The sequence below is a fragment of the Kocuria sp. CPCC 204721 genome (genome assembly GCF_040980945.1).
GTDB lineage: Bacteria > Actinomycetota > Actinomycetes > Actinomycetales > Micrococcaceae > Kocuria > Kocuria marina.
In genome coordinates this window covers 174,366-196,784 of the sequence record NZ_JAVKPO010000003.1, presented here as the reverse complement: position 1 = coordinate 196,784, position 22,419 = coordinate 174,366, and the positions used below count along the sequence as shown (strand labels likewise).

Annotated in this window: 20 protein-coding genes and 1 pseudogene; 12 read left to right on the top strand and 9 right to left on the bottom strand. The window is 68.1% G+C overall.

Annotated features, from left to right (window positions below; genetic code table 11):
- Positions 1 to 40 precede the first annotated feature (40 nt).
- From RF637_RS04910 to RF637_RS04900, 3 genes are all read right to left on the bottom strand, one after another.
- Positions 41 to 1,702, bottom strand: coding sequence for a thiamine pyrophosphate-dependent enzyme (locus tag RF637_RS04910; protein WP_064845500.1), 1,662 nt, complete (start codon positions 1,700 to 1,702; stop codon positions 41 to 43).
- A gap of 201 nt (positions 1,703 to 1,903) precedes the next feature.
- Positions 1,904 to 3,334: a sugar porter family MFS transporter gene (locus RF637_RS04905; protein WP_368844288.1), complete on the bottom strand. Its 1,431-nt coding sequence runs from the start codon at positions 3,332 to 3,334 to the stop codon at positions 1,904 to 1,906.
- 255 nt (positions 3,335 to 3,589) lie between these two features.
- The gene (locus RF637_RS04900) at positions 3,590 to 4,846 is read right to left on the bottom strand and encodes an ROK family protein (RefSeq protein ID WP_368844287.1); all 1,257 of its coding nucleotides are present in this window, start codon (positions 4,844 to 4,846) and stop codon (positions 3,590 to 3,592) included.
- Positions 4,847 to 5,184: 338 nt separating this feature from the next.
- Between RF637_RS04900 and RF637_RS04895 the strand changes: the two genes are divergently transcribed.
- Positions 5,185 to 6,039 (top strand): phosphatase PAP2 family protein, encoded by an 855-nt coding sequence (locus tag RF637_RS04895; protein ID WP_368844286.1) that lies wholly within the window; start codon positions 5,185 to 5,187, stop codon positions 6,037 to 6,039.
- 147 nt (positions 6,040 to 6,186) lie between these two features.
- On the opposite strand, the gene RF637_RS04890 is transcribed toward RF637_RS04895, so the two are convergent.
- From RF637_RS04890 to RF637_RS04875, 4 genes are all read right to left on the bottom strand, one after another.
- Positions 6,187 to 6,597, bottom strand: coding sequence for a universal stress protein (locus RF637_RS04890; RefSeq protein ID WP_162229666.1), 411 nt, complete (start codon positions 6,595 to 6,597; stop codon positions 6,187 to 6,189).
- Between the two features lie 41 nt (positions 6,598 to 6,638).
- Entirely contained in the window at positions 6,639 to 8,147 is a 1,509-nt protein-coding gene (locus tag RF637_RS04885; RefSeq protein WP_270240668.1) for an APC family permease, read from the bottom strand.
- 245 nt (positions 8,148 to 8,392) lie between these two features.
- Positions 8,393 to 9,904: a peptide MFS transporter gene (locus RF637_RS04880; RefSeq protein WP_368844285.1), complete on the bottom strand. Its 1,512-nt coding sequence runs from the start codon at positions 9,902 to 9,904 to the stop codon at positions 8,393 to 8,395.
- 205 nt (positions 9,905 to 10,109) lie between these two features.
- On the bottom strand, positions 10,110 to 10,940 hold the full coding sequence (locus tag RF637_RS04875; protein ID WP_368844284.1) for an aldo/keto reductase: 831 nt from the start codon (positions 10,938 to 10,940) through the stop codon (positions 10,110 to 10,112).
- A gap of 145 nt (positions 10,941 to 11,085) precedes the next feature.
- On the opposite strand from RF637_RS04875, the gene RF637_RS04870 reads away from it, so the two are divergent.
- Complete coding sequence (locus tag RF637_RS04870; RefSeq protein WP_368844283.1) at positions 11,086 to 11,424, top strand: hypothetical protein; 339 nt, start codon at positions 11,086 to 11,088, stop codon at positions 11,422 to 11,424.
- A gap of 79 nt (positions 11,425 to 11,503) precedes the next feature.
- Here the strand turns inward: RF637_RS04870 and RF637_RS04865 are convergent, their stop codons facing one another.
- Entirely contained in the window at positions 11,504 to 12,196 is a 693-nt protein-coding gene (locus tag RF637_RS04865; protein WP_368844282.1) for a hypothetical protein, read from the bottom strand.
- 43 nt (positions 12,197 to 12,239) lie between these two features.
- On the opposite strand from RF637_RS04865, the gene RF637_RS04860 reads away from it, so the two are divergent.
- The 6 genes and pseudogenes from RF637_RS04860 to RF637_RS04835 all read left to right on the top strand — a co-directional run.
- Positions 12,240 to 12,455, top strand: coding sequence for a hypothetical protein (locus RF637_RS04860; protein ID WP_368844281.1), 216 nt, complete (start codon positions 12,240 to 12,242; stop codon positions 12,453 to 12,455).
- The gene (locus RF637_RS04855) at positions 12,440 to 13,579 is read left to right on the top strand and encodes an MFS transporter (protein WP_368844280.1); all 1,140 of its coding nucleotides are present in this window, start codon (positions 12,440 to 12,442) and stop codon (positions 13,577 to 13,579) included. The genes RF637_RS04860 and RF637_RS04855 overlap by 16 nt, the downstream gene beginning before the upstream one ends.
- 85 nt (positions 13,580 to 13,664) lie before the next feature.
- Positions 13,665 to 14,150: a MarR family winged helix-turn-helix transcriptional regulator gene (locus tag RF637_RS04850; protein WP_064846950.1), complete on the top strand. Its 486-nt coding sequence runs from the start codon at positions 13,665 to 13,667 to the stop codon at positions 14,148 to 14,150.
- 50 nt (positions 14,151 to 14,200) lie between these two features.
- Complete coding sequence (locus tag RF637_RS04845; protein WP_368844314.1) at positions 14,201 to 16,144, top strand: ABC transporter ATP-binding protein; 1,944 nt, start codon at positions 14,201 to 14,203, stop codon at positions 16,142 to 16,144.
- 3 nt (positions 16,145 to 16,147) lie between these two features.
- The gene (locus RF637_RS04840) at positions 16,148 to 16,750 is read left to right on the top strand and encodes a DUF421 domain-containing protein (RefSeq protein ID WP_368844279.1); all 603 of its coding nucleotides are present in this window, start codon (positions 16,148 to 16,150) and stop codon (positions 16,748 to 16,750) included.
- 663 nt (positions 16,751 to 17,413) lie between these two features.
- Positions 17,414 to 18,025, top strand: a pseudogene (locus RF637_RS04835) (transposase); the annotation flags it as partial.
- 94 nt (positions 18,026 to 18,119) lie between these two features.
- Here the strand turns inward: RF637_RS04835 and RF637_RS04830 are convergent.
- Complete coding sequence (locus RF637_RS04830) at positions 18,120 to 18,254, bottom strand: hypothetical protein (protein WP_259462927.1); 135 nt, start codon at positions 18,252 to 18,254, stop codon at positions 18,120 to 18,122.
- Between the two features lie 157 nt (positions 18,255 to 18,411).
- On the opposite strand from RF637_RS04830, the gene RF637_RS04825 reads away from it, so the two are divergent.
- The 4 genes from RF637_RS04825 (at position 18,412) to RF637_RS04810 (ending at position 22,035) form a co-directional block, all read left to right on the top strand.
- Positions 18,412 to 19,578, top strand: coding sequence for an ABC transporter ATP-binding protein (locus RF637_RS04825; protein WP_085108213.1), 1,167 nt, complete (start codon positions 18,412 to 18,414; stop codon positions 19,576 to 19,578).
- Positions 19,575 to 20,378, top strand: coding sequence for an ABC transporter permease (locus RF637_RS04820; RefSeq protein WP_085108216.1), 804 nt, complete (start codon positions 19,575 to 19,577; stop codon positions 20,376 to 20,378). The genes RF637_RS04825 and RF637_RS04820 overlap by 4 nt, the downstream gene beginning before the upstream one ends.
- Complete coding sequence (locus RF637_RS04815; RefSeq protein ID WP_064846971.1) at positions 20,375 to 21,052, top strand: ABC transporter permease; 678 nt, start codon at positions 20,375 to 20,377, stop codon at positions 21,050 to 21,052. The genes RF637_RS04820 and RF637_RS04815 overlap by 4 nt, the downstream gene beginning before the upstream one ends.
- Before the next feature lie 68 nt (positions 21,053 to 21,120).
- Complete coding sequence (locus tag RF637_RS04810) at positions 21,121 to 22,035, top strand: ABC transporter substrate-binding protein (RefSeq protein WP_165489837.1); 915 nt, start codon at positions 21,121 to 21,123, stop codon at positions 22,033 to 22,035.
- Positions 22,036 to 22,419 lie beyond the last annotated feature (384 nt).

Genomic DNA, 22,419 nt, shown 5'->3' with positions numbered 1-22,419 from the left:
GACGGGCGACGCGGCGTCGTGACAAGTATTTATATCGGGATTAGTATGCCTTGTTGCGCTGCTGGACGACCAGGTGGATCAACGCGAACGTGTGGTCCTCGTCGATCGCCTTGTAGGCCTGCTCAAGCGCCCCGGGGATCTCGGACTCGCGCTCCACACGCACGCCGAAACCGTGGAACGCCGTGGCCATGGCCGCGAAGTCCGGGTTTTTCAGCTGGGTCCCGGAGACGTGACCCGGGTAGTGCTGTTCCTGGTGGGTACGGATGGTGCCGTACTCCTGGTTGTCCATCACGATGACCAGGGGAGTGGCGCCGTACTGCGCGGCGGTCGCGAGTTCCTGGCCGTTCATGAGGAACTCGCCGTCCCCGGCGATCGAGATCACGCGGCGGCCGGGGTAGTTCAGGGACGCCGCCACGGCGGAGGGGATCGAGTAACCCATGGAGCCGTTGCGCGCGGAGATCATGGACGCGTAGCCGTTCGTGGGGAAGTAGCGGTGGGCCCAGTTGGTGTGCTCGCCCGCGCCGAAGGTGACCATGGCGTCCTCGGGGAGGGTCGCAACGAGGTTCGCCATCATGGTGTCCATCGAGGCCGGGCCGTCCGCGGGGGAGGCGTCCTTGGGGGTGGAGAAATCCACCTGCTGCTGACGCATCCGCGCGCACCAGTTCCGCCACACGTCCGAGACGGGCAGGTTCATGCGCACCAGGTCACGCACGAACACGTCCGGCTTGGCCACGATCTGGTAGGTCACCGCGCCGGAACGCCCGCGCATGGAGGGGTCCATGGTCACGATGAAGTTCTTCTTGGTCCAGTCCTGGCGCACCAGGAAGCCGTTGGTGATCACATCACCGGGGACCGTGCCCACGAACACCAGCAGGTCGGTCTCCTCCAGCAGATCGTGGGTGGGCTTGGGGCGGCCGTAACCGATGGGTCCCACGTACGAGGGGGAGTCGAACGGGACGGTGCCCTCGCAGCGCCACTCCGCGGCGGCGGGGATGTGGTGTTCCTCGAGCCACGCGGTGAAATGCTGCGCGCCCTGCGAGGTCCAATCGTTACCACCGAAGACAAACAGGGGCTTCTGGGACTCCTTGAGCGCGGACTCGAGGGCCTTCCAGTCCTCCACGGTCATCCCGCCGCCGGCCACCGGGATCTCCGGGTGCACCGTGGGTTCAATTTGCCGGGTGATGATGTCCTCGGGCAGGCCCACCACCACGGGCCCCGGACGCCCGGAACGCGCGGCGAACATGGCCTCGGCCACGTACTCAGAGGCCCGCTCCGCGTGGTCCAGGACCATCACGCGCTTGGCCCCGGAGGCGAACCACTGATGCGGGTCGAACTCCTGGAACGCTTCCTTCTCACGGTGCTCGAACGGGATGAGTCCCACGAACAACACCATGGGCGTGGAGTCCTGCCACGCGGTGTGCAGGCCCACGTGCGCGTTGGCTGCGCCGGGACCACGGGTCACCATGGCCACGCCCGGGACGTCGTTCATCTTCCCGTCCGCTTCCGCCATGTACGCGGCGCCACCCTCCTGACGGCACACCACAGTGTCGATGGGGGAGTCGTAGAGCCCGTCCAGGACGTCCAGGTAACTCTCGCCGGGAACCACGTAGGCGCGCTCGACCCCGTGCGCCGCGAGGGAATCCACGATCACGTGGCCCGCGGACTTGCGTCCTGAGGTCGAGGAGTCGGTGTGCTGCGTCATGGGAGGCTCTCTTTTCGTCGTTGAATGTGTCGTGCTTCCCGGGCCCCGATGCCCGGGCAGCGGCAAATCTGTCTTGAAAATACCCGAACACCGGACCCCTACCGGTATTACGACGAGCTGTTATCACGGCCTGAACCCGGTGTGACGATGCCCCGGTGCGCGTGTAACGCGAACCGGGGCATCGGGACGGGGAGAGTGGGATCAGGCGTGCATGTCCTCGAGTTCCACGTTGTTGGTCTCCCGCACCATCTTGATGGTGAAGACCAGGGACACCAGCGCGAAGAACGCGTAGATGCCGTAGGTCAGCCCCAGTGAGAAGTTGGACAGGGACGGGAAGGAGACGGTCACGGCCCAGTTGGCGATCCACTGCACCGCACCGGCCACGGCCAGCGCCGCGCCGCGGATGCGGTTGGGGAACATCTCGCCGAGCAGGACCCACATGAGCGGGCCCCATGAGACACCGAAGAACACGACGAACAGGTTGGCGGCGATCAGTGCCACGGGTCCGGCCATGGGGCCGAGCTCGGGGGTGAGCTGACCGTCCACCATGACCTTGGTGGCGGTCGCGAACACCACGGACATCACGCCCAGGGACAGGGCCATGCCGGCGGAGCCCACGAGCAGCAGCGGCCGGCGCCCGATCCGGTCCACCAGGAAGATGGCCACGACGGTCACCGCCACGTTGACCACGGAGGTGGCCACGGAGATGGTGAACGAATCGGACTCCTTGAAGCCCACCGACTCCCACAAAACGTTGGAGTAGTAGAAGATCACGTTGATGCCCACGAACTGCTGCAGTGCGGCCAGGCCGATGCCCACCCACACCACGGGCTTGAGCCCGGCCATGGAACCGCGCAGGTCCGCGAAGCGGGGCTTGCGCTCGTTGTCCACGGTGCTGCGGATCTTGGAGACGCGGGCGTCCACGGCGTCGTCACCGTGGATCCGGGAGAGGACGGCGCGCGCCTCGTCCGGGCGACCCACCGAGACCAGGTAGCGCGGCGACTCGGGGATCAGGAACGCGCCGATGCCGTACAGCACGGCGGGCACGGCCATGACCAGGAACATCCAGCGCCACGCGGCCAGCCCGAACCACAGCTCGTTGGCGGCGCCACCGGCCCAGTGGGCGAGCAGGGCGTCGATGAGCAGGGACAGGAAGATGCCCAGCACGATACCCATCTGCTGGAGCGAGCCCAGGCGTCCGCGCAGGTGTGCGGGGGAGACCTCCGCGATGTACGCCGGTGCGATCACGGACGCCACACCCACGCCGATACCGCCCACGACCCGCCAGAACACGAGCCATTCGATGGACTGCGTGAAACCGCAGCCGATCGCCGAGAGCAGGAACAGCAGTGCCGCGATCTTCATGATGGGGATGCGCCCCGTGCGGTCCGCGATGCGGGAACCGAAGAACGCACCCACGGCGGCGCCCAGGAGGGCCGCGGCTACCGCGAAGCCCAGGGGCCCCGGACCCACGTCGAACGTGGACTGGATGGAGGAGACCGCACCGTTGATCACGGCGGAGTCGTACCCGAAGAGGAGGCCGCCGAACGCGGCCACGGTGGTGATGCGAATGACCGCGCCGGTGTTCGTCTGATGACGCTCCGGCGAGTGTGCTTGCGCTGGATGGCTCATCCCGCAGCTCCCTTGCTGTATCGAAATTCAACGCTTCCCGCTCCCGGGCATCATGCGTCCCGTTCCGGGGATGTACCGGTCGAGGGGCCCGTACGAGGCGGGTTTTCGTCTCCTGGAATCGGCTCGTGGGACCAGGGAGGGCAGCTGCCGGGGAAGGACAGTGAACCCAGGGTAGGACCCAGATCACAAAATGTCCATGAGTCGAAGACAAATTTCCCGCGTGTCGTTTGCAGCGGCTGGCGCGCCCCGGACGTCTTACACGGGGAGGGACGTCTCGGCCCGCGCACGGATGAGCGCACCCGTGAGGTGCGCCCGGGCCCCGAGCTGCGCGGTGGCGATCCGCAGCCCGGACACGCAACCGCGCACCGCGTAGCGCTGCACTGCGTCCCGCACGGGATCGAGCAGCAGGTCCTCGGCGCGCGCGAGCTCCCCGCCCACGACCACGAGTTCCGGGTTGAACGCATTGCACAGCTGCGCCACGGCGCCGCCGATCAACCGCCCGGTGTCCGTGATCACCCGGGTGCATCCGGGATCGCCGGCCAGCGCCTCCCGGACCACGTCACCCACGGATTCCACGCGCCGACCCGAGGAGGCCACGACGTCCAGCACGGTCTGGGAGGACACGAAGGTCTCGAGGCACCCTCGGTTGCCGCACCTGCACAGCCCCGCGCGTTCGTCGAGCGTCACGTGGCCGATCTCACCCGCGGACCCGGTGGCCCCGCGGTACAGCCCGCCGCCCAGGATCAGCCCGGCACCCACGCCGTGCGAGAGCTTGAGGTAGGCCATGTGAGCCGTCCCACGCCCCGCGCCGAGCGCGTGCTCGGCCACGGCCCCGGCGTTCGCGTCGTTCTCCACCACGGTGGGACAGCCCAGCGTCCCGGTGGCCAGCGCTCGCAGGTCCAGCCCGGCCCACGCCGGGAGGATGGCCTCCGAACCGAGGCCGCGGCACTCGGCGTCCACGGGCGCGGGAAGGGTGAGCCCCGCGCCCAGGATGCGCTGGGCGGGGACGTCGAGCGAGGTCCGCAACTCGTCCAGGATCTCTCGCGCCCCGGTCAGTACGTCCTCGGCGCGGTGCCCGGCCGGGAGGTCGATGCGCCGCTGCGCGCGGACGTCCAGGTTCAGGTCCGCCACGGCCACGCTCGCGTGACGGTGGCCCACGTCCAGGCCCACCAGGTAGCCGGCGCTCTCGCTGAAGTGCACGCGCTGCCCGCGCCGCCCGCCGTTCTCGGGTTCCATGGCGAGCAGGTCGCACGCGGTGAGCTCGTGGACGATGGACGAGACCGTCGACGGCGCCAGGGCCGTCTCCCGCGCGATGCTCGCCTGGGTCGCCGCACCCAGCTCGCGCACCGCGTCCACGACCCTGCGGCGATTGGCGAGGCGCAGTGCGGCCTGCGATCCCGGGGCGGGGGGCTGGGTGAATGGTGGCTGCGGCGAGGGCGGCTGTGTGGAGGGCGGACCGGCCTGGGCCCAAGGCTCTCGCGTGGAGTGCGGGGGCGGGGGTGTGGACGCCATCGTCTCTTCCCTTCTCGAATGTTTCTTGAGGGCTGAGTGTAGTCAGTGTTCGGGAAATGAACTTTTCGGGCGTCCCGTGACGGTGTCCGCGGCAGAAAAACCACATGACTGGATTTCCTATCCCCATCAAGGATATTCCAATCGACGCATGCAACCATAAAAAAGTGTTTTCAGATTAAGTGTTTCACGTGAAACCCCATTTCCAGCCCGCGGGGCACGGTGCGCCCGCGCAGCGACGCCGACCCTGGAACACCCCGGAACTCCGCATCACACACGCCACACCGCGTGCGACACGCCCACTTCAGGAATCGTTGAGTGTCTCGTGTCACCATTGACACATGACCTATCCGGCGCAGCACACTTCCCCCTCGCCGGGCGGGTCCCCGTGGCGGTTGCCGCAGTTGCGTCACCGAGTGGCCGTTCCCTTGGTCACGGTGTTGTTGACGGCAACCCTTGGGCGTCTGGTGGTGTTGTCACCGCAGATCACCCACGGGGAGACCGCGTTGCTCGAGGGGTTCTCCCAGCATCGCAACGTTCTTCTGGACGCGGTGGCCACCGCGGTGCAGTACGCACTGTCCAACGGCGCGGTGGTGTTGATCATCGCCGCCGTCATCGGGTGGCTGGCCGTCCTCAGACGCCGCCCCCTCGACGCCACCGGGTTCGGGATCACCGCCCTCGCCGGATGGGGTGCCGTGGGTCTGGTCAAAGTGTTCGTGGAGCGGCCGCGTCCCATGTTCCTGAGCGGAGAGGCCCTCGCGCCGGTCACTGGCTCCATGTCCTTTCCGTCCTCGCACACGGGTGCGGTCGTGGCGATCGCGCTGGCCATGGGTCTCGTGGCCTCCCGCCGTTCCTCACGGCGTCGGATCGCGCTGCTCGGCACGCTGGCCGTGGTGATCGTCGGGGCCGCCCGCATGTACTCGGGCGCGCACTACCCGTTGGACGTCCTGGCCGCCGTGCCCGTGGCCTGGGCCGGGGTCATGGCCGGGTGCGCCCTGGCCAACAAGGTGGTGCCCGCTCTCGCGTTCGGGTTCTCGTGGCGTCAGGCCGGGGTGTCCCAGCCCGCACCCGCGACCGTGCGCCGCGCCGGCTCCACGACGGCAGCCGCGCCCGCGCCGTCGTACCGGCCCGCGCGGGGCAGCACCCCTCTGGACGGCGCCGCGCAGCACGACGAGCGCACCAACCGCGCGGCCTGAGCGCTCTTTCCATCACGTCCCACCGACGACGGCGGGCCGGACCTTGGGGGTCCGGCCCGCCGTTCCATGGGGCGATGGTCAGTGCTCGAGCGGTCCCGCTCGCCGGGGGTCGGCGGCGCGCGACGGGAGGCTGTCGACGTCGCTCGCTCAGGCGGCGTCGTACCCCGCCTTCACGCACAGCACAGGGCACCCGGCCTCGAGTAGCAGCCGCTGCGTGGTGGGGGCCATGATCAACTTGCCCACCGGGGTGCGCCGGCGAGTCCCGATCACGAGCAGAGCGGTCCGGCCGCGATAGGTGGCCTCGAGGATGACATCCGCCGGATCGGCGTCGTGCGCCACGGGGACCAGCTCGTAGGACACGCCGCTTTCGTCCAGTGCGGCGCGGTCCTCCCGCATGGCGGCTTCGGGGTCCTCGGGGCCGGTGTGCCGCCCCCAGCGCTTGGTGTGATGGCCCTGGACCACCACGAGGTCCGCCGAACGCAGGATGGCCTCGGCGATCCCGGCGCGCAGGGCGGCCCGGCCGGCGGGGGTGGGTAAGTATCCGACAACGATGTTCATGACGTCTCCGGGTCCGTGAGCGGGTGGGCGGGGGAGCGGACTCAGCGGTCCACGTCCTCCAGGTTGGCGAGGTCCTCGGGGCGCTGGAAGCGGGTGCGGCGACCCGTGAACAGGCGGGCGTACAGGAAGTTCAGCAACCACAGGACCAGGCCCAGGGCGATCAGGACGAGCGCGATCTGGTACTCGATGACGTCCTGCGCCCACGGTCCCAGCAGGAACGCGCACGTGATGGCGCCCAGATAGGGCAGGACGCGCGGGGCGTGGAAGTAGTCGTGACCCTCCTGGGAGCGGTCGCGGCGCAGGATCACGGCGGCCACATTGACCACGGTGAACACCGCGAGCAACAGCAACGCTGTGGTGCCGCCCAGTGCCGCGGCGGTGCCCTTACCCATCGCGTTGTTCACCAGGATGATGAGCACCATGCCCAGCACGGTGGTAAAGATGATCGCGGTCCAGGGGGTGCGGCGCCCGGGGAGCACCTTGCCCAGGAAGCCCGGGATCACGCCCTGCCGTGCCATGCCGTAGAGCAGGCGCGAGGCCATGAGCATGTTGATCAATGCTGTGTTGGCGACCGCGAAGATGGTCAGGAACGGATAGATGGTGTCGATCGGCAGACCGGGGGCGCCGATGCGCACCACGTCCAGCAGCGGGGTCGTGGACTGTCCCAATTCACCGATGGGCACGATCGCCACCGTGAACACGGACACCAGCACGTAGATCACGCCGGTGATGCACAGGCCCAGCAGCATCACGCGCGGGAAGTTACGCGTGGGGTCCTTGGTCTCCTCGACCATGTTGACCGAGTCCTCGAAGCCCACGAAGGAGAAGAACGCGAGGGACGTGACGGCGGTCAGGGCCAGGAACATGCCCTTGTCGTCCGAGGTCTCGAAGATGACCGTGCGGCTGAAGTCCGCGTTGCCCTGGGCCGCGGCCCAGAACCCCACCAGGATCACGATCAGCAGGCCGGTGAGTTCGATGCACGTGAGCACCACGTTGAGCTTGACCGATTCGGACACCCCGCGCAGGTTGATCAGCGCGAGGATCGCCAGGAAGGCCACGGCCACGATGGTGATCCCCAGCGGGCCCACATCCAGGTGGAAGCCCTTGGCGAAGTTGGAGGCCACGGTGCTGGATGCCGTGGCGGCGGAGGTCAGTCCCGAGCACAGCACGGCGAACGTCACGAGGAACGTGAGGAAGTGGATCCCGAACGCCTTGTGCGTGTAGAGCGCCGCACCCGAGGCCCCGGGGTACTTGGTCACGAGTTCCAGGTAGGAGAACGCGGTAATCGTGGCCACCACGAACGCGATGAGAATGGGTGCCCACGCGGCGCCGCCGATCTCACCGGCGATGTTGCCGGTGAGCGCGTAGACGCCCGTGCCCAGGATGTCGCCCACGATGAACAGGAGCAACAGTCCCGGACCCATGACCCGCTTCAGCTCGTGCCCGCCCCCCGAGGACGCGGGTGCCCCGGAGGCACCGGATGCGCCCGGTGTCCGGCTGTTCGCCGTGGATGCCGACGTGGCACCCTTCGACGCTGGTGAATCGCTCATGGTGTCCTCCACGGATCGGCCTCGTGCAGCCGCTGACTGGCACCCGTTTCCGATGACATGGATGTGACCCGCGGCTCATGCGTACAGGTAACCCTAAAGGATGCGGTCCGGGTGGTGGGAGCAACGGAGGACCCGGCGCGGCGAGCCGTGCCGAGGAAGGGCGCGAGCGGCGTCGTCGTCCGGTACGACGACGCGCCCCGCACCCGCCGCTGCGGGTACGGGGCGCGCGCCCACGGAAGGGGAACTCAGCGGATGCCGCGCATGAGCCGCAGGATGGGCTTGGCGGCGAGCAACATGATGATGCCGAGCACGATGGTGATCGCACCCATGGTGCCGAAGTAGCCGACCTCGTTCTCACGGGAGTAGAAGCCTGCGAGGGAACCGGACAGGGCGGTACCGAGGGCCACCGCGAGGTTGTTCAGGGCCACCATCTGCACCGGGAACTTGCGCGGGGCGAGTTTGGTGGACAGGGACAACCCAACGGGGGAGAGGAACAACTCACCCATGGTCGCGAAGAACAGGACCAGGACGATCCACCCCACGAACACGGAGGCAGTGTTCGCCTGCGTGATGAACAGCAGGAAAGCCACGCCGATCGCCAGCAGGGCCATACCGAACTTCACGGGGGTGCTGGGCTGACGGGTACCGAGCTTGGTCCACATGGCCGCGAACACCATGCCGAACAGGATGATGAACACCGGGTTGATGGACTGCACCCAGGAGGGCGGGAACTCGTAGCCCAGGAAGTTCAGGTTCAGGCGGGTGTCCGCATAGATGGCGAGCACCGTGAACTGCTGCTGGAACAGGGCGAAGAATGCCGCGGTGGCGATGAACATGGGGATGAAGGCCAGGACCCGGGAGTGTTCCTCCGGGGAGAGGTCCTTGTCCCGCAGCATGATCGTGAACAACAGGATGGTCGCCACCAGCACCACGAGGACCACGGCGTCGGCCAGGTTGCCCGGGTTGAGGAGGCCCGTGAACAGCAGCACCAGGATGATCACGACGGCGGCCACGGCAATGCCGATCCACTTGCCGTACTGCGAGCGCGGCAGGGGGTTGGCTACGGTGTGCACGCTGGCGGGCAGGCCCTTGCGGGTGAGGACGTACTGGATCAGGCCGATCGCCATGAAGAAGGCGGCCAGGCCGAAGCCGAAGTGGAAGCCCCACGTGTTCCAGGCGAAGCCGGTCAGCAGGGGGCCCAGGAAGCCGCCGATGTTCACGCCCATGTAGTAGATGGAGAAGCCGGCGTCACGGCGGGGGTCCTCACGGTCGTAGAGGGTTCCCACGAGGTTCACGCACGTGGTCTTGAGACCACCGGACCCCGCGGCGATGCACAGCAGACCGATGGTCAGCCCGGCAACGCTGGGGATCAGGGCCAGGGCGATGTGTCCCGCCATGATGAGCACGGCCGAGGCGAGCATGGTGCGCTCGGAGCCGAGCAACCGGTCCGCGATCCAACCGCCCAGGATGGAACACAGGTAGACGGTACCGCCGTAAGCACCCACGATGCCCGCGGCGACGCCCTGGTCGATACCCAGGCCGCCATCGGAGACCGCGTAGTACATGTAGTACAGCACCAGTGCTTGCATGCCGTAGAAGGAGAAGCGTTCCCACATCTCCACGGAGAAGAGATTGGCCAGCATTCCTGGCTGGCCGAAGAAGGATTTGCGACCCGCGGGGTTGTGCGGGTCCACGTGTGTATTGGGAGCGACGGGCACGCTGCTGGCCTGGCCGCCGTCCGAAGTGTCGTGACTCATAACTCTCTATGATGCACCCGCGCGCCGGGTGCGGTGACCTTTGACGCCGCACGAACGTGCCCCCGGGGCCCTCTCATGAGGACCTCGGGGGCACGTTTCCGGGGCATGGCCCGCCGTGTCGCGGGAAGTCGACGCCGCCTCGTGACCGGCCGACGCCGCGTCACAGCAGTGTGCGCCGCGTCACGGGACGCGTGTGTCGGAGATGTCAGTCGTTGAAATCGGCGGGGTCGGGGCCGAGGCGCCCGTCCTCGCGGGACAGCCCGCTGATCCGCTCGATCTCGTCCTGACTCAGGGTGAGTTCCTGGGCGTCCCAGTTCTCCTGGATGCGCTCCGGGGTCACGGACTTGGGGAACACCACGTTGCCCAGGGCCAGGTGCCACGCGATGATGACCTGCGCGGGGGTGGCGTCGTGGGTGCGGGCGATCTCACCGATGGTCTCGTCCTGCAGCTCCGCCTTGCCCTGGCCCAGCGGGGACCACGCCTCGGTCACGATCTGGTGCTGGGCGCCGATCTCGCGCAGGGGCTCCTGGGTGAAGTACGGGTGCAGCTCGATCTGGTGCACCGCGGGGACCACGCCGGTGTCCAGGACGTCCTGCAGGGCCTTCTCCGTGAAGTTGGAGACACCGATGGAACGCGCCTTACCGGACTCCTTGATCTCCTGGAACGCCTTCCAGGTCTCCAGGTACTTGCCCTTCTCGGGCTGCGACCAGTGGATGAGGTAGAGGTCCACGTAGTCCAGGCCGAGCCGCTCGAGGGACGCGTCGATGGCCTGCAGCGCGGAATCGTGACCCTGGTCGTCGTTCCACAGCTTGGTGGTCACGAACAGTTCCTCGCGGGGGATCCCGCTCTTGGCGATCGCGCGACCCACACCTTCCTCGTTGCCGTAGATCTTGGCGGTGTCGATGTGGCGGTAGCCGATCTGCAGTGCCTTGCTCACGACGTCCTCGGCGACGTCCGCCGCGACCTGCCACACCCCGTACCCGAACTGGGGGATGGTGTTTCCGTCGTTGAGCTGCACGGTCTGGTTGGTGGGCATGAGGGCAAATCCTTTCGTTGACAACTACCGCTCAGTCAACTGCCTACCGGGTGGTTCTGACAAGCCCTTTACGTTCTGGGTGAAGTCCCTGGTGGGGGCCGGTATCCCGGCGGGAGGCCCCGCGGAAACGTGATGGAATAGGGGTATGCAGTTCAATTTCCGGCGCGTCAAATCCCCCGCTTACCTCACGTCCGTGGGTCTCCTGCTCATCGGTCTGCTGTTCGCCCTGGCCTCGGTGGCCGTGGCCGCCTGGATCTTCTTCCTCCTGGGTATCGCCCTGAACGTGGTGACCGTGAGCGTCACGAACGTTCCCGATTCCTCGTCCCGTGCCCGCGGTGCCGGCACCCGGGTGGTCGTGGAGCCCGAGGCGGACACCGAGCAGCACGCGGCGGTCCCGCCCGCCGGATCGTCTCCCGTGGGTTCGTCGTCCCTGCGCCGGGACGAGGAGTGGGTCCGGGACGCACACGAGGGTTCCCGCCACTGACCCTGCCCCCGGCCGTGCGTCGTCGTTCCGCAGCACCGGAGCTGATGACGACGGCGCGGTATGGGACCCTGCCCCGCGGTCAGTTCATGGCCGCGGCGCGGTAGATCTGCTGCACCGTCAGTTCGGGCAACCGGGTTTCGATCCCCACCGTGTTCTCCGGGTCCGAGCGCAGGTAGCGCACCGGCCCGTGCGATCCCACGGTGAGCTTCTCGGCGTCAGCCAGTGCGTAGACCGCGTCCAGCACGGCGGTGAACGCCGGGCCCTGCGTGGGGTTCACGCGCAGGGTGAGGTGGGCGGTCACGGTGTCCGAGACGCCGTTCTCGTCGAAGGGGGACTCCACGTCCAGCTCGCGTACGATGCCCACACCGTGGCCGATCACCCCCGGCAACCGCGCGGCCAGGTGGCCCCGGGCGCGGGCGAACGCGCCCCGCAGCACCGCGACCCAGGACAGCGCGGCCAGCGCGAGCACCACCGCGATGACCCCGAGCCACAGCCCGTTACGGGTGTCCGTGTACCGGATGGCGCTGAGCACCACCACGAGCGCGGAGACCAGGGGGATTACGAGCAGCAGGGAGGCCGTGAGCTTCTCGCGCAGGGTGGGCTTGGCGGAGAGGTCGGGATCGGCCCCCGGGGCCCCGGTGCCGGTACCCGCGGAACCGGTCCCTGCGGCGTCGCCCGACGCGGGTGCGCGGCCCAACTGACGCATGGCGGCGGCGTCGAACCCGCGGTCGTCAACGGTCACGGGCGCGGGCCAGGTGTCGTGGGAGTCCATGCCTCCCATTATGGTGGCATGGACGTCCAGGAGAGGTGGCCCCGTGCTCGCAGTCGATCCACGCCCCGAGCGTTCTGTGTCCGCCCGTGCGCCCCGCGCGGGACTGCTGCTGGTCGGCGTGCTCCTGCTGGGGGCCAACCTGCGGGCGGGGATCACCGCGGTGGGCCCGGTGCTGCCGCAGATCGAACACGAGGTGGGATTGAGCGCGTCGCAGGCGTCGCTGCTCGTGAGCCCCTGCCGCTCGTGGCGTTCGCCGTGATCTCCCCCTTCGCGCCGCGACTCGCGGAGGCATTCCGGCTCGAACGGGTCCTGGGTCTCGCCCTCGTGGTCCTCGCGGCGGGCATCGTGGTCCGCTCGGTTCCCGGACCCGGATTGATCTGGGTGGGCACGGGATTGCTGGGCGCGGCCATCGCGGTGCTCAACGTGCTCATCCCGTCCCTGATCAAACGTGACTGGCCGCACCGGATCGGCCCCATGACGGGTGTGTACCAAGCGGTCACGGCGCTGACCGCGGCGCTCGCCTCCGGTGTGGTGGTCCCCATCGCGGACGTCGCCCCGTCCGGCTGGCGGTTCGCGCTCGGGATCTGGGCGGCCGTGGCGATCATCGGCGTGGCCGTCTTCCTGCCGTGGATCCTGGGGGTGGCCTCCCGGGTGGGCTCGGGCACTGCCGCTCCCCGGGCTGCGGCCCCCGGCCCGGCGGCCCCCGATGCGACGGGGCCTGGTTCGCCGACTCCGGGTTCAGGAGCGGACGACGACGCCGCACCGGCGGTTCCCCCGGCCGTCACCGCGTCCGTTGCACGTTCCCGGGCCCGGCTCCCGCTGGGCTCCGCCCTGGCCTGGCAAGTGACCGTGTACATGGGGCTGCAGTCCACCGTCTACTACACGATGGTCACATGGCTGCCGACGATCCAGATCTCCGCCGGCGCTACCCCGGTCCAGGCCGGGTGGTACCACTTCGCGTTCCAGGCGTGCGGACTCGTGGGGACTCTCTTCGCCGCGTTCATGATCCCCCGGCTCCGGGAGCAGTCCGGTCTGGGTGCGGTGTTCGCTGCCTCAGCGGTGATCGGTCTGCTGGGTCTGCTGTTCGTCCCCTCCCTGTCCCTGTTGTGGGCGCTGTTCATCGGGTTCTGCACCGGCGGGGCGATCGTGCTGGCCATGGCCCTGTTCGGGCTGCGCACCACGGACTACCACCGGGCTGCGGCCCTGTCCTCCATGGCGCAGAGCGTGGGGTATCTCTTCGCCGCGCTCGGCCCCGTGATGATCGGGTTGTTGGAGGACGCTTCCGGGTCCTGGACCGCACCGCTGCTCGTGATGGTCGGGGTGGCCGTGGCACAGGGCGTGTTCATCGCCCTCGCGGGGCGGCGTCGCACGCTGGGTGCCTGAGCGGTCGGCGTGGGGCGGGGTCACCCAGGTCCTTAGATACGCGAGATATTTGCTGCGTCAATATATGCTCACTACACTCGTGAGTATGGAAGAGACAAAGTGGCTGTCAGAGGACGAGCGGGAAGCGTGGCTCGCGCTCGTCTCCATCATGTTCCGCCTGCCGGGTGCCGTGGAGGGGCAGTTGCGCAGCGAGGAGGACATGTCACTCGCGGAATACCTGGTGCTCGCCATGCTGTCCGAAGCCCCGGACCACCGGCATAAGATGTCCGCTCTGGCCACGGCCACGAACACGTCCCAGTCCCGGCTCTCGCGAATCGTCGCGCGGATGGAGAAAGACGGGTTGGTCACTCGCGCGGGCCGTCAGGACGACCGCCGCGTGGTGATCGCGGAGATCACCCCCGCGGGACTCGAACGTTTGCGTGAGGCTGCTCCCGCCCACGTGCGTCATGTGCGGGAAATCGTCTTCGACCGACTGGCCCCCGAGCAGGTGGGCCAACTCAGTGAGATCGGCCGCGCCCTCAACCGCGGCTCCAATACCCGCGGTGCCATGGGGCTGGACTGCCCCGCGTGATTCCCTGACCCGGGGATACAGTTGCGAGCGTGAGTATGCAGAGCGCCCACATGGCCATGTGGCGGACCATGAAGGGGCAGGAGAACAAGGGCCGCAAGATCAGCGGTGAAACCGTGCGACGCATCATCACGTTCGCGCGTCCCCACCGCCACGCGATCCTGGCGTTCGTCCTGGTGTCGGTGGCCCTGGCCGTTCTGGGTGTGGTCACGCCCGTGCTGGCCGGGCGGGTGGTCAATGCGATCACCGGCGGGCACGACGTCTCCGTGGTGGTGTGGCTCGCGGTGGCCATCGCGGCGGTAGCCATCACGGACGCTGGACTGTCCCTGCTGAACAGGTGGCAGTCCTCGCGGATCGGTGAAGGGCTCATCTACGATCTGCGCACCGCCGTGTACGACCACGTGCAGACCATGCCGCTCGCCTTCTTCACCCGCACGCGCACCGGGGCTCTCGTGTCCCGGCTGAACACGGACGTGATCGGCGCGCAGCGCGCGTTCGCCGGGACCCTGTCGGGTGTGGTGTCCAACGTGGTGTCCCTGGTGCTGACCGTAGGGGTCATGGTCACCATCTCGTGGCAGGTTACCGCGCTGTCCCTGCTGCTGTTGCCCATTTTCCTGATCCCCGCCCGGGCCATGGGTGGCCGGTTGGCCGCGTTGCAGCGTCGCTCCGCCCAATACAACGCCCAGATGTCCACGCGGATGACCGAGCGGTTCTCCGCCGGTGGCGCCACCCTGGTCAAGCTCTACAGCGATCCCGCGCAGGAATCGCGGGAGTTCGCCGCCCGCGCGAACGACGTCCGGGGAATCGGGATCCGCGCGACCATGTTGCAGACCACGTTCGTCACCGCCCTGACCCTGGTCTCCGCCCTCGCACTGGCGCTCGTGTACGGCGTGGGCGGAGCGCAGGCCCTGCTGGGTCACCTGGACGCGGGCTCGGTCGTGGCCCTGGGCATGCTTCTGACCAGGTTGTATACCCCGTTGACCATGTTGGCGAACGCCCACATGGACATCATGAGCGCGGTGGTCAGCTTCGAGCGCGTGTTCGAGGTCCTGGACATCAAGCCCCTCATCACAGAGAGCCCCGAGGCGCGTGCCCTGCCCGAGGGGCCCGTAGCCGTGGAGTTCGATCACGTGCGCTTCTCCTACCCCTCCGCGGACAAGGTCTCGCTCGCGTCCCTCGAGGACGTGGCCGTCCTGGATTCGCGCGGCGGCGAGGAAGTCCTGCACGACATCGACTTCCGGGCGGAACCCGGCCACACCGTGGCCCTTGTGGGGTCCTCCGGGGCCGGGAAGTCCACGATCGCGCAGTTGGTCGCGCGGTTGTACGACGTCGACTCGGGCGCGGTCCGGCTCGGCGGCCAGGACGTGCGGGACACGACCTTTGAATCCCTGCGCCGCTCCGTGGGAATGGTCATGCAGGACGGGCACTTGTTCCACGACACGATCCGCGCGAACCTCGGTGTGGCCCGGGAGGGGGTCACGGACGCCGAGCTGTGGAACGCCCTGGAGCGCGCTCGGTTGCGGCACGTGATCGAATCCCTCCCGGACGGTCTGGACACCGTGGTGGGGGAGCGCGGCTACCGGCTCTCGGGTGGCGAGCGCCAGCGCCTCACGATCGCTCGCTTGCTGTTGGCCCAACCCCGCGTGGTGATCCTGGACGAGGCGACCTCCGCCCTGGATTCCACGAACGAGGCCTATGTGCAGGCGGCACTCGACGAGGCGATGTCCGGGCGCACCGCCGTGGTCATCGCGCACCGGCTGTCCACGATCCGCCAGGCGGACCAGATCCTCGTGATCGAGGCCGGCCGAATTGTGGAGCGCGGTTCCCACGAGGAACTGCTCGCACGCGCTGGCCGCTACGCGGAGCTGCACGCCACGCAGTTCGCGGCGGGCCGCAAGGACGACGCCGCTACCCACCTCGATGACTCCGCCCGGCCCAAGGAAGGCGCCGGACCGGCGTCGTCGGCGTCGCTGGAACGCGGCACGGGCCGGGGCTGAGGCGTGCCGTCCTGGGAGGGTCTGGGCGCCGAACTGGGGATCACGTCCGCCCATGCGATCGTGGTGGTGCTCTCCGCGGTGGGGATCTACGTGGCATTCCTCGTCTTTGTGCGGATCTTCGGCCAGCGGGTGCTCACGGCCATGTCCACGTTCGACGTGGTGATCACTGTGATGCTGGGTGCCGTGGCGGGGCGCGTGATCCTGGGGCACCCGCCGACACTCATGAGCGGTGTGCTGGGACTGGGCACCCTGTTCCTGCTGGAAGTGGTGTTCGGCCACCTGGGCACGCGGGCTCGGTGGCAGCGCGTGTTCAATTCACCCGCCCGCCTGCTCATGATCGGTGACCGCGTGGACGAGCACGCCCTGCGTCGCGCCCACATCACGCATTCCGAACTCAACGGGGCACTGCGTCGGGCGGGGGTGCGCTCCTACCGCGAGGTGGCGTGCGTGCTGCACGAACCCGGGGGCGGGATCAGTGTGCTGCACCGGGGGGTTCCCATCGACCGGCGGATCCTCGCGGACGTGGCCGGGGCGGACCGGATCCCGGAGGAGTTCCTGACCGAGGACATCGGGGACGCGCCACTTGATGCGCCACATGATCGGTGAACTCACTGATGGGAACCCACCCCGGTGGTGCGGGGCGAAGTCCCAGGGATGCTCTATAGCAGGTTCGGTTGGTGGAACCTCGTAGAAAGAGAATGTCATGAAATTAAAAAGCCCGATCACAGTTTACTGCAGTGCGTTTGCAGTGATCGGATTGACCATATGCGGATGGTTGCTGATTTCTAAGGGGGTTGTTTTCCCCTTGGCCCTGACTCTGGCGTTTTTCTGTCTAGGGTCTCTCATGACATCCTTTTTCGTCGTTTCCGATGCCGTCTGGGGAAAGCAGATGCGGTGGGATTCGAACGCCTACAGGTCCGGTAGTGCGAGTGAATAGGACGTAGACAAGGATCTCAAGACCGGCCGGCGCATATTTGATCTGCGTTTTCATCATCAGTGCGATACTGGCAATCTGGTTCTTCGAGGTTGGGGGTGTGGTGGGGGTTCACGCGGCGGTGGTCGCATGGACGTCGGGGTCCCCGTGGATGGAGGTTTTGCACTCACCATCCGGAAGAGCTCGACGTGTTCAACGCTATCTTCGCCGCGCTGTGCCTGATCACGTTCTGCCGCCTCGCCGTACTTGGCCTCGAAGCCGTCGGGCAGCGACTCGACCCGGATCGGGCGGTCATTGAGTGTCGTGTCGTCGGGGGTGATCCGTGGTGGCGTAAGTTCAGCGGGTTAAAGGCCGCCGCGGCGGAGGAGCTGCCCGACGCGGTCCCGGTGATGGACCTGTTCCATGTCGTTCGTCTGGCCGGCGACGCCCTCGACCGGTGCCGGCAGCGCGTCCAGCAGGACACTCTGGGGCATCGTGGCCGCGTCGGCGACCCGCTGTAGAAGGCGCGCCGGGTCCTGCACGCCGGTGCCGGTCTGCTCACCGAGAAGCACACCGCCCGCTTCAACGCCGTGTTCGCGATCGAGGAGCATGTCGAGGTCGAAGCGACCTGGGGCATTTACCAGCGCATTGTCCCCGCCTACCGCGAGCCCGAGAAGAAGAAGGCGAAGCAGATGATGCGAGCGGTGATCCACGCGCTTAGCAGCGGCGTCCCGGCTACGCTCGTCGATATCCGCAAGCTTGGCCACACTTTTAGGCAACGCGCCTTCGACGTGTTCGCGTTCTTCGACCGGTCAGGCACCAGCAACGGGCCGACAGAGGCGATCAATGGGCGCGTTAAGCACCTGCGCGGCTCCGCTTTCGGTTTCGGCAACCTCACCAACTTCATCACCGGGAGCCTGCTCGAGGCTGGAGGATTCAGACCACACCTATACCCTCGAATGCGATGAGCCGGCAATCCCGGTGTTCATCCAGACGCGGGACATCATACAAATCTGACACGTGAGCGGCGCGCGTGAGTGCAAAATAAAATGGGTGGGGCATTTACGAGTGTTCCGCCCATCGCTGTGGTTGGGGCTTGGGGGCGCGCGTGGCCGCGCGTTGTCCCCGCTCGCGCAGCTTCTGGTCCAGTCCGGACTCGCTGGTGCTGCCCAGGCGGTTCCGATCCTTGGCCGCCATCGCGGACGTCTTCCTCGTGCCTTCCTTCCGGACGGCATGCTTCAGCGGCACTTGTGACGGCTCCACCGGGTGAACCGTCACGAAACCGGAAATGGTTCGCTCACTGATGGTTGTGCTCCGTTAGGATGAGGCCACGGCTACGAAGGGATACGGCCCCATGACCGATCTGGCGATCCGCTACCGCGGGGTGAGCAAGGTCTATTCGGACGGTACGGCCGCGGTGGATAACTTGGACCTGGACGTTCCCGCGGGTTCCCTCACGGTGTTCGTGGGCCCGTCCGGTTGCGGCAAGACCACGTCCCTGCGGATGCTCAACCGCATGGTGGAGCCCTCCTCGGGGACGGTGGAGGTCAACGGTCAGGACGTCGCGAGCATCCCGGCCGCCAAGCTGCGCCGCTCCATGGGGTACGTGATGCAGCAATCGGGTCTGTTGCCCCACAAGACCGTGGAGGACAACATCGCCACGGTCCCCCGGCTGAACGGGGTGTCCAAACGGGAGTCCCGCGCGCACGCCCGGCAGTTGCTGGGCTCGGTGGGATTGGACGAGTCCGTGGCCACCCGGTACCCGGCGCAGTTGTCCGGAGGTCAGCAACAACGCGTGGGCGTGGCACGTGCCCTGGCCTCGGATCCGCCCATCCTGCTCATGGACGAACCGTTCTCCGCCGTGGACCCCGTGGTGCGCCAGGACCTGCAGAGCGAATTGTTGGACCTGCAGAAGCGGTTGCACCGCACCATCATCTTCGTGACCCACGACATCGACGAGGCGATCCTGCTGGGCAACCGCGTGGCCGTGTTCGCGCGCGGGGGCAGGCTCGCGCAGTACGCGACCCCGGAGGAACTGCTGCGGGCCCCCGCGGACGACTTCGTCGCGGACTTCATCGGCCGTGACCGCGGGTTCCGTTCGCTGAGCTTCGACAACGCCTCCGTGGCACTGCAGCCCGTCACGGTTCTGGTCGTGGACACCGGCGAGCGCTTCCTGGTGGGCCCCTGCAGTGAGGACCCCGCGCCGTGGCAGGCGGCGGGAGCGGCGTCGTCGTCGGACTGGGTGCTCGCGGTGGACGAGCGCCGCCACCCGCTGGGCTGGCTGCCCGTGACGGCGTCCGGAGAACCGGCCGCGCGCGAGGAACTGCGTGTGGGAGGGACCCTGTGGCACGACGGCGGGTCGTTGCGCACCGCGCTCGACGCCGCCCTGTCCTCCCCGTCCGGGCAGGCCGTGGCCGTGCACCGCGACGGCTCCGTGGCGGGCGTAGTGCCCGGCGAGGACGTGATGCGCGCGATCGAAGAGCAGCGCTCGGCGCGCTACGACAGGTCGGAACGCTCGTGAACTGGCTGCCGAACAACTGGTCCACGGTCCTGGACCTCGCCGGCGCGCACCTGATCCAGTCCATCGTGCCCGTGGTCGTGGGCCTGCTGATCAGCGTCCCGCTTGCCCGGTTGGCCACGAGCAGACGCTGGTTGCGTCCGGTGTTCGTCACGGGCTCGTCACTGCTGTACACGATCCCCTCGCTGACCCTGTTCGTGGTCCTGCCGCTGATCCTGGGCACGGGCATCACGTCCGTGGTCAACGTGATCGTGGCGCTGACCCTGTACGTGATCGCAATCCTGGTGCGCTCGTGCGTGGACGCGTTCGAGTCCCTGGACCGAGATGTCCTCCAGGCCGCCACCTCGCTGGGGTACAAACCCGTGCGCCGCTTCTTCGGGGTGGAACTGCCGCTGGCGGTGCCCGTGATGATTGCGGGGCTGCGCGTGGCCACGGTCTCCAACATCTCCATGGTCTCCGTGGGCGCCGTGATCGGCATCCAGTCCCTGGGCACCCTGTTCACGGACGGGCTGCGCCGCTCGATCGTCTCGGAGATCGTGGTGGGCATCGTGGCCACCGTGCTGATCGCGATCGTGCTGGATCAGCTCTTGCGTCTGCTCGGCCATGTCCTGACCCGCTGGCAGCGCACGGGGACCACGACGGCGCGCGAGCGGCGTCGTGCCGGCGCGGCGCGGCACGACAGCGCTAACGGCCGAGTCGACCGGCCCGGGGGCGGGGACCCCGAGGGCCGCGATTCCGTGGCCGGTGCGCCCGCCGGCGCGGGCGCCGTCGCCGCCGTGGAAGCCCGGGGTGATCGCGCGTGAACCTGTTCTCGGAAGCCGCGCAGTTCCTGACCGACCCCGCCAACTGGAGCGGAGCCACCGGGATCCCGCAGCGTTTGCTCGAACACGTGGGCTACAGCGTGCTGACCATGGGGATCGCGCTCGCGATCGCCGTGCCCCTGGGCCTGTGGGTGGGCCACACACGCCGCGGCGGCGGCGTGATCGTGGGCCTGGCCGGCGCATTGCGCTCGCTGCCCACCCTGGGTCTGCTGAGCCTGTTCACGCTGCTCATGGGGCTGGGGCTCATGCCCCCCATCCTGGCGCTCGTGCTGCTGGCCATCCCGCCCATCCTTTCGGGCACGTACTCGGGGGTCGCCGCGGTCTCCCCGGCGCTCGTGGACGCCGCCCGTTCCATGGGCATGACCGAGGGTCAGGTACTCACGCGCGTGGAGATCCCCGTGGCGCTGCCGGTGATCCTGGGCGGGATCCGCAATGCCGCGTTGCAGGTGCTCGCGACCGTGACCATCGTGGCGTACATCAACCTGGGCGGTCTGGGCCGCTATCTGATCGACGGGCTCGCGGTGCGCGACTACGCGCGCATGCTCGCGTCCGTGGTACTCGTGGCCGTGCTCGCACTGGCCGCGGATGCAGTACTCGCTCTCGTACAACGCCTGGTGACGTCGCCGGGCCTCAGACTGGCAGGAGATCGACCATGACACCGTCCCCCTCTACGCAGCGCACGCGCGCTGCGCGCCGCGCCCTCCGCCCCGCCGCGTGGGCGGCCATGACCGCCACGGCCGTGTTCGCCCTCACCGCGTGCGGCGGCGGTTCCGACCCGCTCGCGGAGAACTCGGGCGACGCCGCCTCAGGCGGCTCCTCGGACGCCGTCACCGTGGGCTCCGCGGATTTCCCCGAGTCGCAGGTCATCGCCGAGCTCTACGCCGGGGTGCTGCGGGACGCGGGCGTCACGGTGGAGACCAAGCCGGGCATCGGCGCGCGCGAGGCCTACGTGGGTGCCGTCAAGGACGGTTCCGTGGACGTGGTCCCGGACTACTCCGGGAACCTGCTGCTCTTCGCGGACAAGGACGCCACCGCGGCCTCCGCCGAGGACATCATGAAGGCACTGCCTTCCGCGTTGGAGGGCCAGCAGCTCTCGGTGCTCGACCCCTCCCGCGCGGAGAACAAGGACGCCCTGGTGGTCACACAGGCCACCGCGGAGAAGTACGGTCTGACGTCCATCGAGGACCTCTCCTCGGTGTGCGGGGACCTGATCATGGCTGGCCCGCCGGAGTTCCAGGAACGCGCCTACGGCGTGGACGGGTTGAAGCAGAAGTACGACTGCTCCTTCAAATCCTTCCAGCCCATCAACGACGGCGGCGGCCCCCTCACCGTGCAGGCCCTGACCCAGGACGACGCCCAGGTGGCGGACATCTTCACCACCACCCCGGCCATCCAGGACCAGCACCTCACGGTGCTCGAGGACCCCAAGAACAACTTCATCGCCCAGCAAGTGCTCCCGCTCACCGCCCCGGACCGCTTGCCGCAGAACGCGGTGGACGCGCTGAACGAGTTCTCCACCAAGCTGACCACCCAGGACCTGATCGACCTCAACCGCAAGGTCAGCGGGGACCAGCAGCAGAACCCCGCGGACGCCGCCAAGCAGTGGCTCTCCGACCACGGGTACGAGAAGGCCTCCTGATCCGCGACACCCGCAGCGACGTTGGTCGACGAACCGCCGTCAGGGTCGCCTGGTGACGTCCGGAATCCACCCCACGGGGTGGGATCGCCCGGTGCTCCCCGCATGGGGAAGCACCGGGCGTTCGTCATGTTCCGTTCATCCGCGTCCGGCCGAGCGCGTTCTCCACGGCCGTGTGCGCGGTTCTGCACAGGCTTGTCCACACCCGCTGGGGATTCGCGTCATATCGCCCTGACCTGGGGTTTCAGAGGTATCGCCCCACGTGGCCCACCCGGGAACGCGCCATGGTTTCCACACCTGTGGATAACTCTGTGCACAACCTGTGGGGTGAATACGGGGTGCGGGGACGAGTCACGCGGACGTCACCTGAGCGTCGAGTGCAACCGC

What these genes read in the sequence shown, in the direction of transcription:
- RF637_RS04865 (WP_368844282.1), bottom strand. Translation starts at nt 12,196, where the DNA reads ATGGACTCCCACGACACCTGGCCCGCGCCCGTGACCGTTGACGACCGC.
- RF637_RS04875 (WP_368844284.1), bottom strand. Translation starts at nt 10,940, where the DNA reads ATGCCCACCAACCAGACCGTGCAGCTCAACGACGGAAACACCATCCCC.
- RF637_RS04895 (WP_368844286.1), top strand. Translation starts at nt 5,185, where the DNA reads ATGACCTATCCGGCGCAGCACACTTCCCCCTCGCCGGGCGGGTCCCCG.
- RF637_RS04885 (WP_270240668.1), bottom strand. Translation starts at nt 8,147, where the DNA reads ATGAGCGATTCACCAGCGTCGAAGGGTGCCACGTCGGCATCCACGGCG.
- RF637_RS04830 (WP_259462927.1), bottom strand. Translation starts at nt 18,254, where the DNA reads ATGGCGGCCAAGGATCGGAACCGCCTGGGCAGCACCAGCGAGTCCGGA.
- RF637_RS04870 (WP_368844283.1), top strand. Translation starts at nt 11,086, where the DNA reads ATGCAGTTCAATTTCCGGCGCGTCAAATCCCCCGCTTACCTCACGTCC.
- RF637_RS04890 (WP_162229666.1), bottom strand. Translation starts at nt 6,597, where the DNA reads ATGAACATCGTTGTCGGATACTTACCCACCCCCGCCGGCCGGGCCGCC.
- RF637_RS04905 (WP_368844288.1), bottom strand. Translation starts at nt 3,334, where the DNA reads ATGAGCCATCCAGCGCAAGCACACTCGCCGGAGCGTCATCAGACGAAC.
- RF637_RS04850 (WP_064846950.1), top strand. Translation starts at nt 13,665, where the DNA reads ATGGAAGAGACAAAGTGGCTGTCAGAGGACGAGCGGGAAGCGTGGCTC.
- RF637_RS04810 (WP_165489837.1), top strand. Translation starts at nt 21,121, where the DNA reads ATGACCGCCACGGCCGTGTTCGCCCTCACCGCGTGCGGCGGCGGTTCC.
- RF637_RS04900 (WP_368844287.1), bottom strand. Translation starts at nt 4,846, where the DNA reads ATGGCGTCCACACCCCCGCCCCCGCACTCCACGCGAGAGCCTTGGGCC.
- RF637_RS04845 (WP_368844314.1), top strand. Translation starts at nt 14,201, where the DNA reads ATGGCCATGTGGCGGACCATGAAGGGGCAGGAGAACAAGGGCCGCAAG.
- RF637_RS04880 (WP_368844285.1), bottom strand. Translation starts at nt 9,904, where the DNA reads ATGAGTCACGACACTTCGGACGGCGGCCAGGCCAGCAGCGTGCCCGTC.
- RF637_RS04910 (WP_064845500.1), bottom strand. Translation starts at nt 1,702, where the DNA reads ATGACGCAGCACACCGACTCCTCGACCTCAGGACGCAAGTCCGCGGGC.
- RF637_RS04825 (WP_085108213.1), top strand. Translation starts at nt 18,412, where the DNA reads ATGACCGATCTGGCGATCCGCTACCGCGGGGTGAGCAAGGTCTATTCG.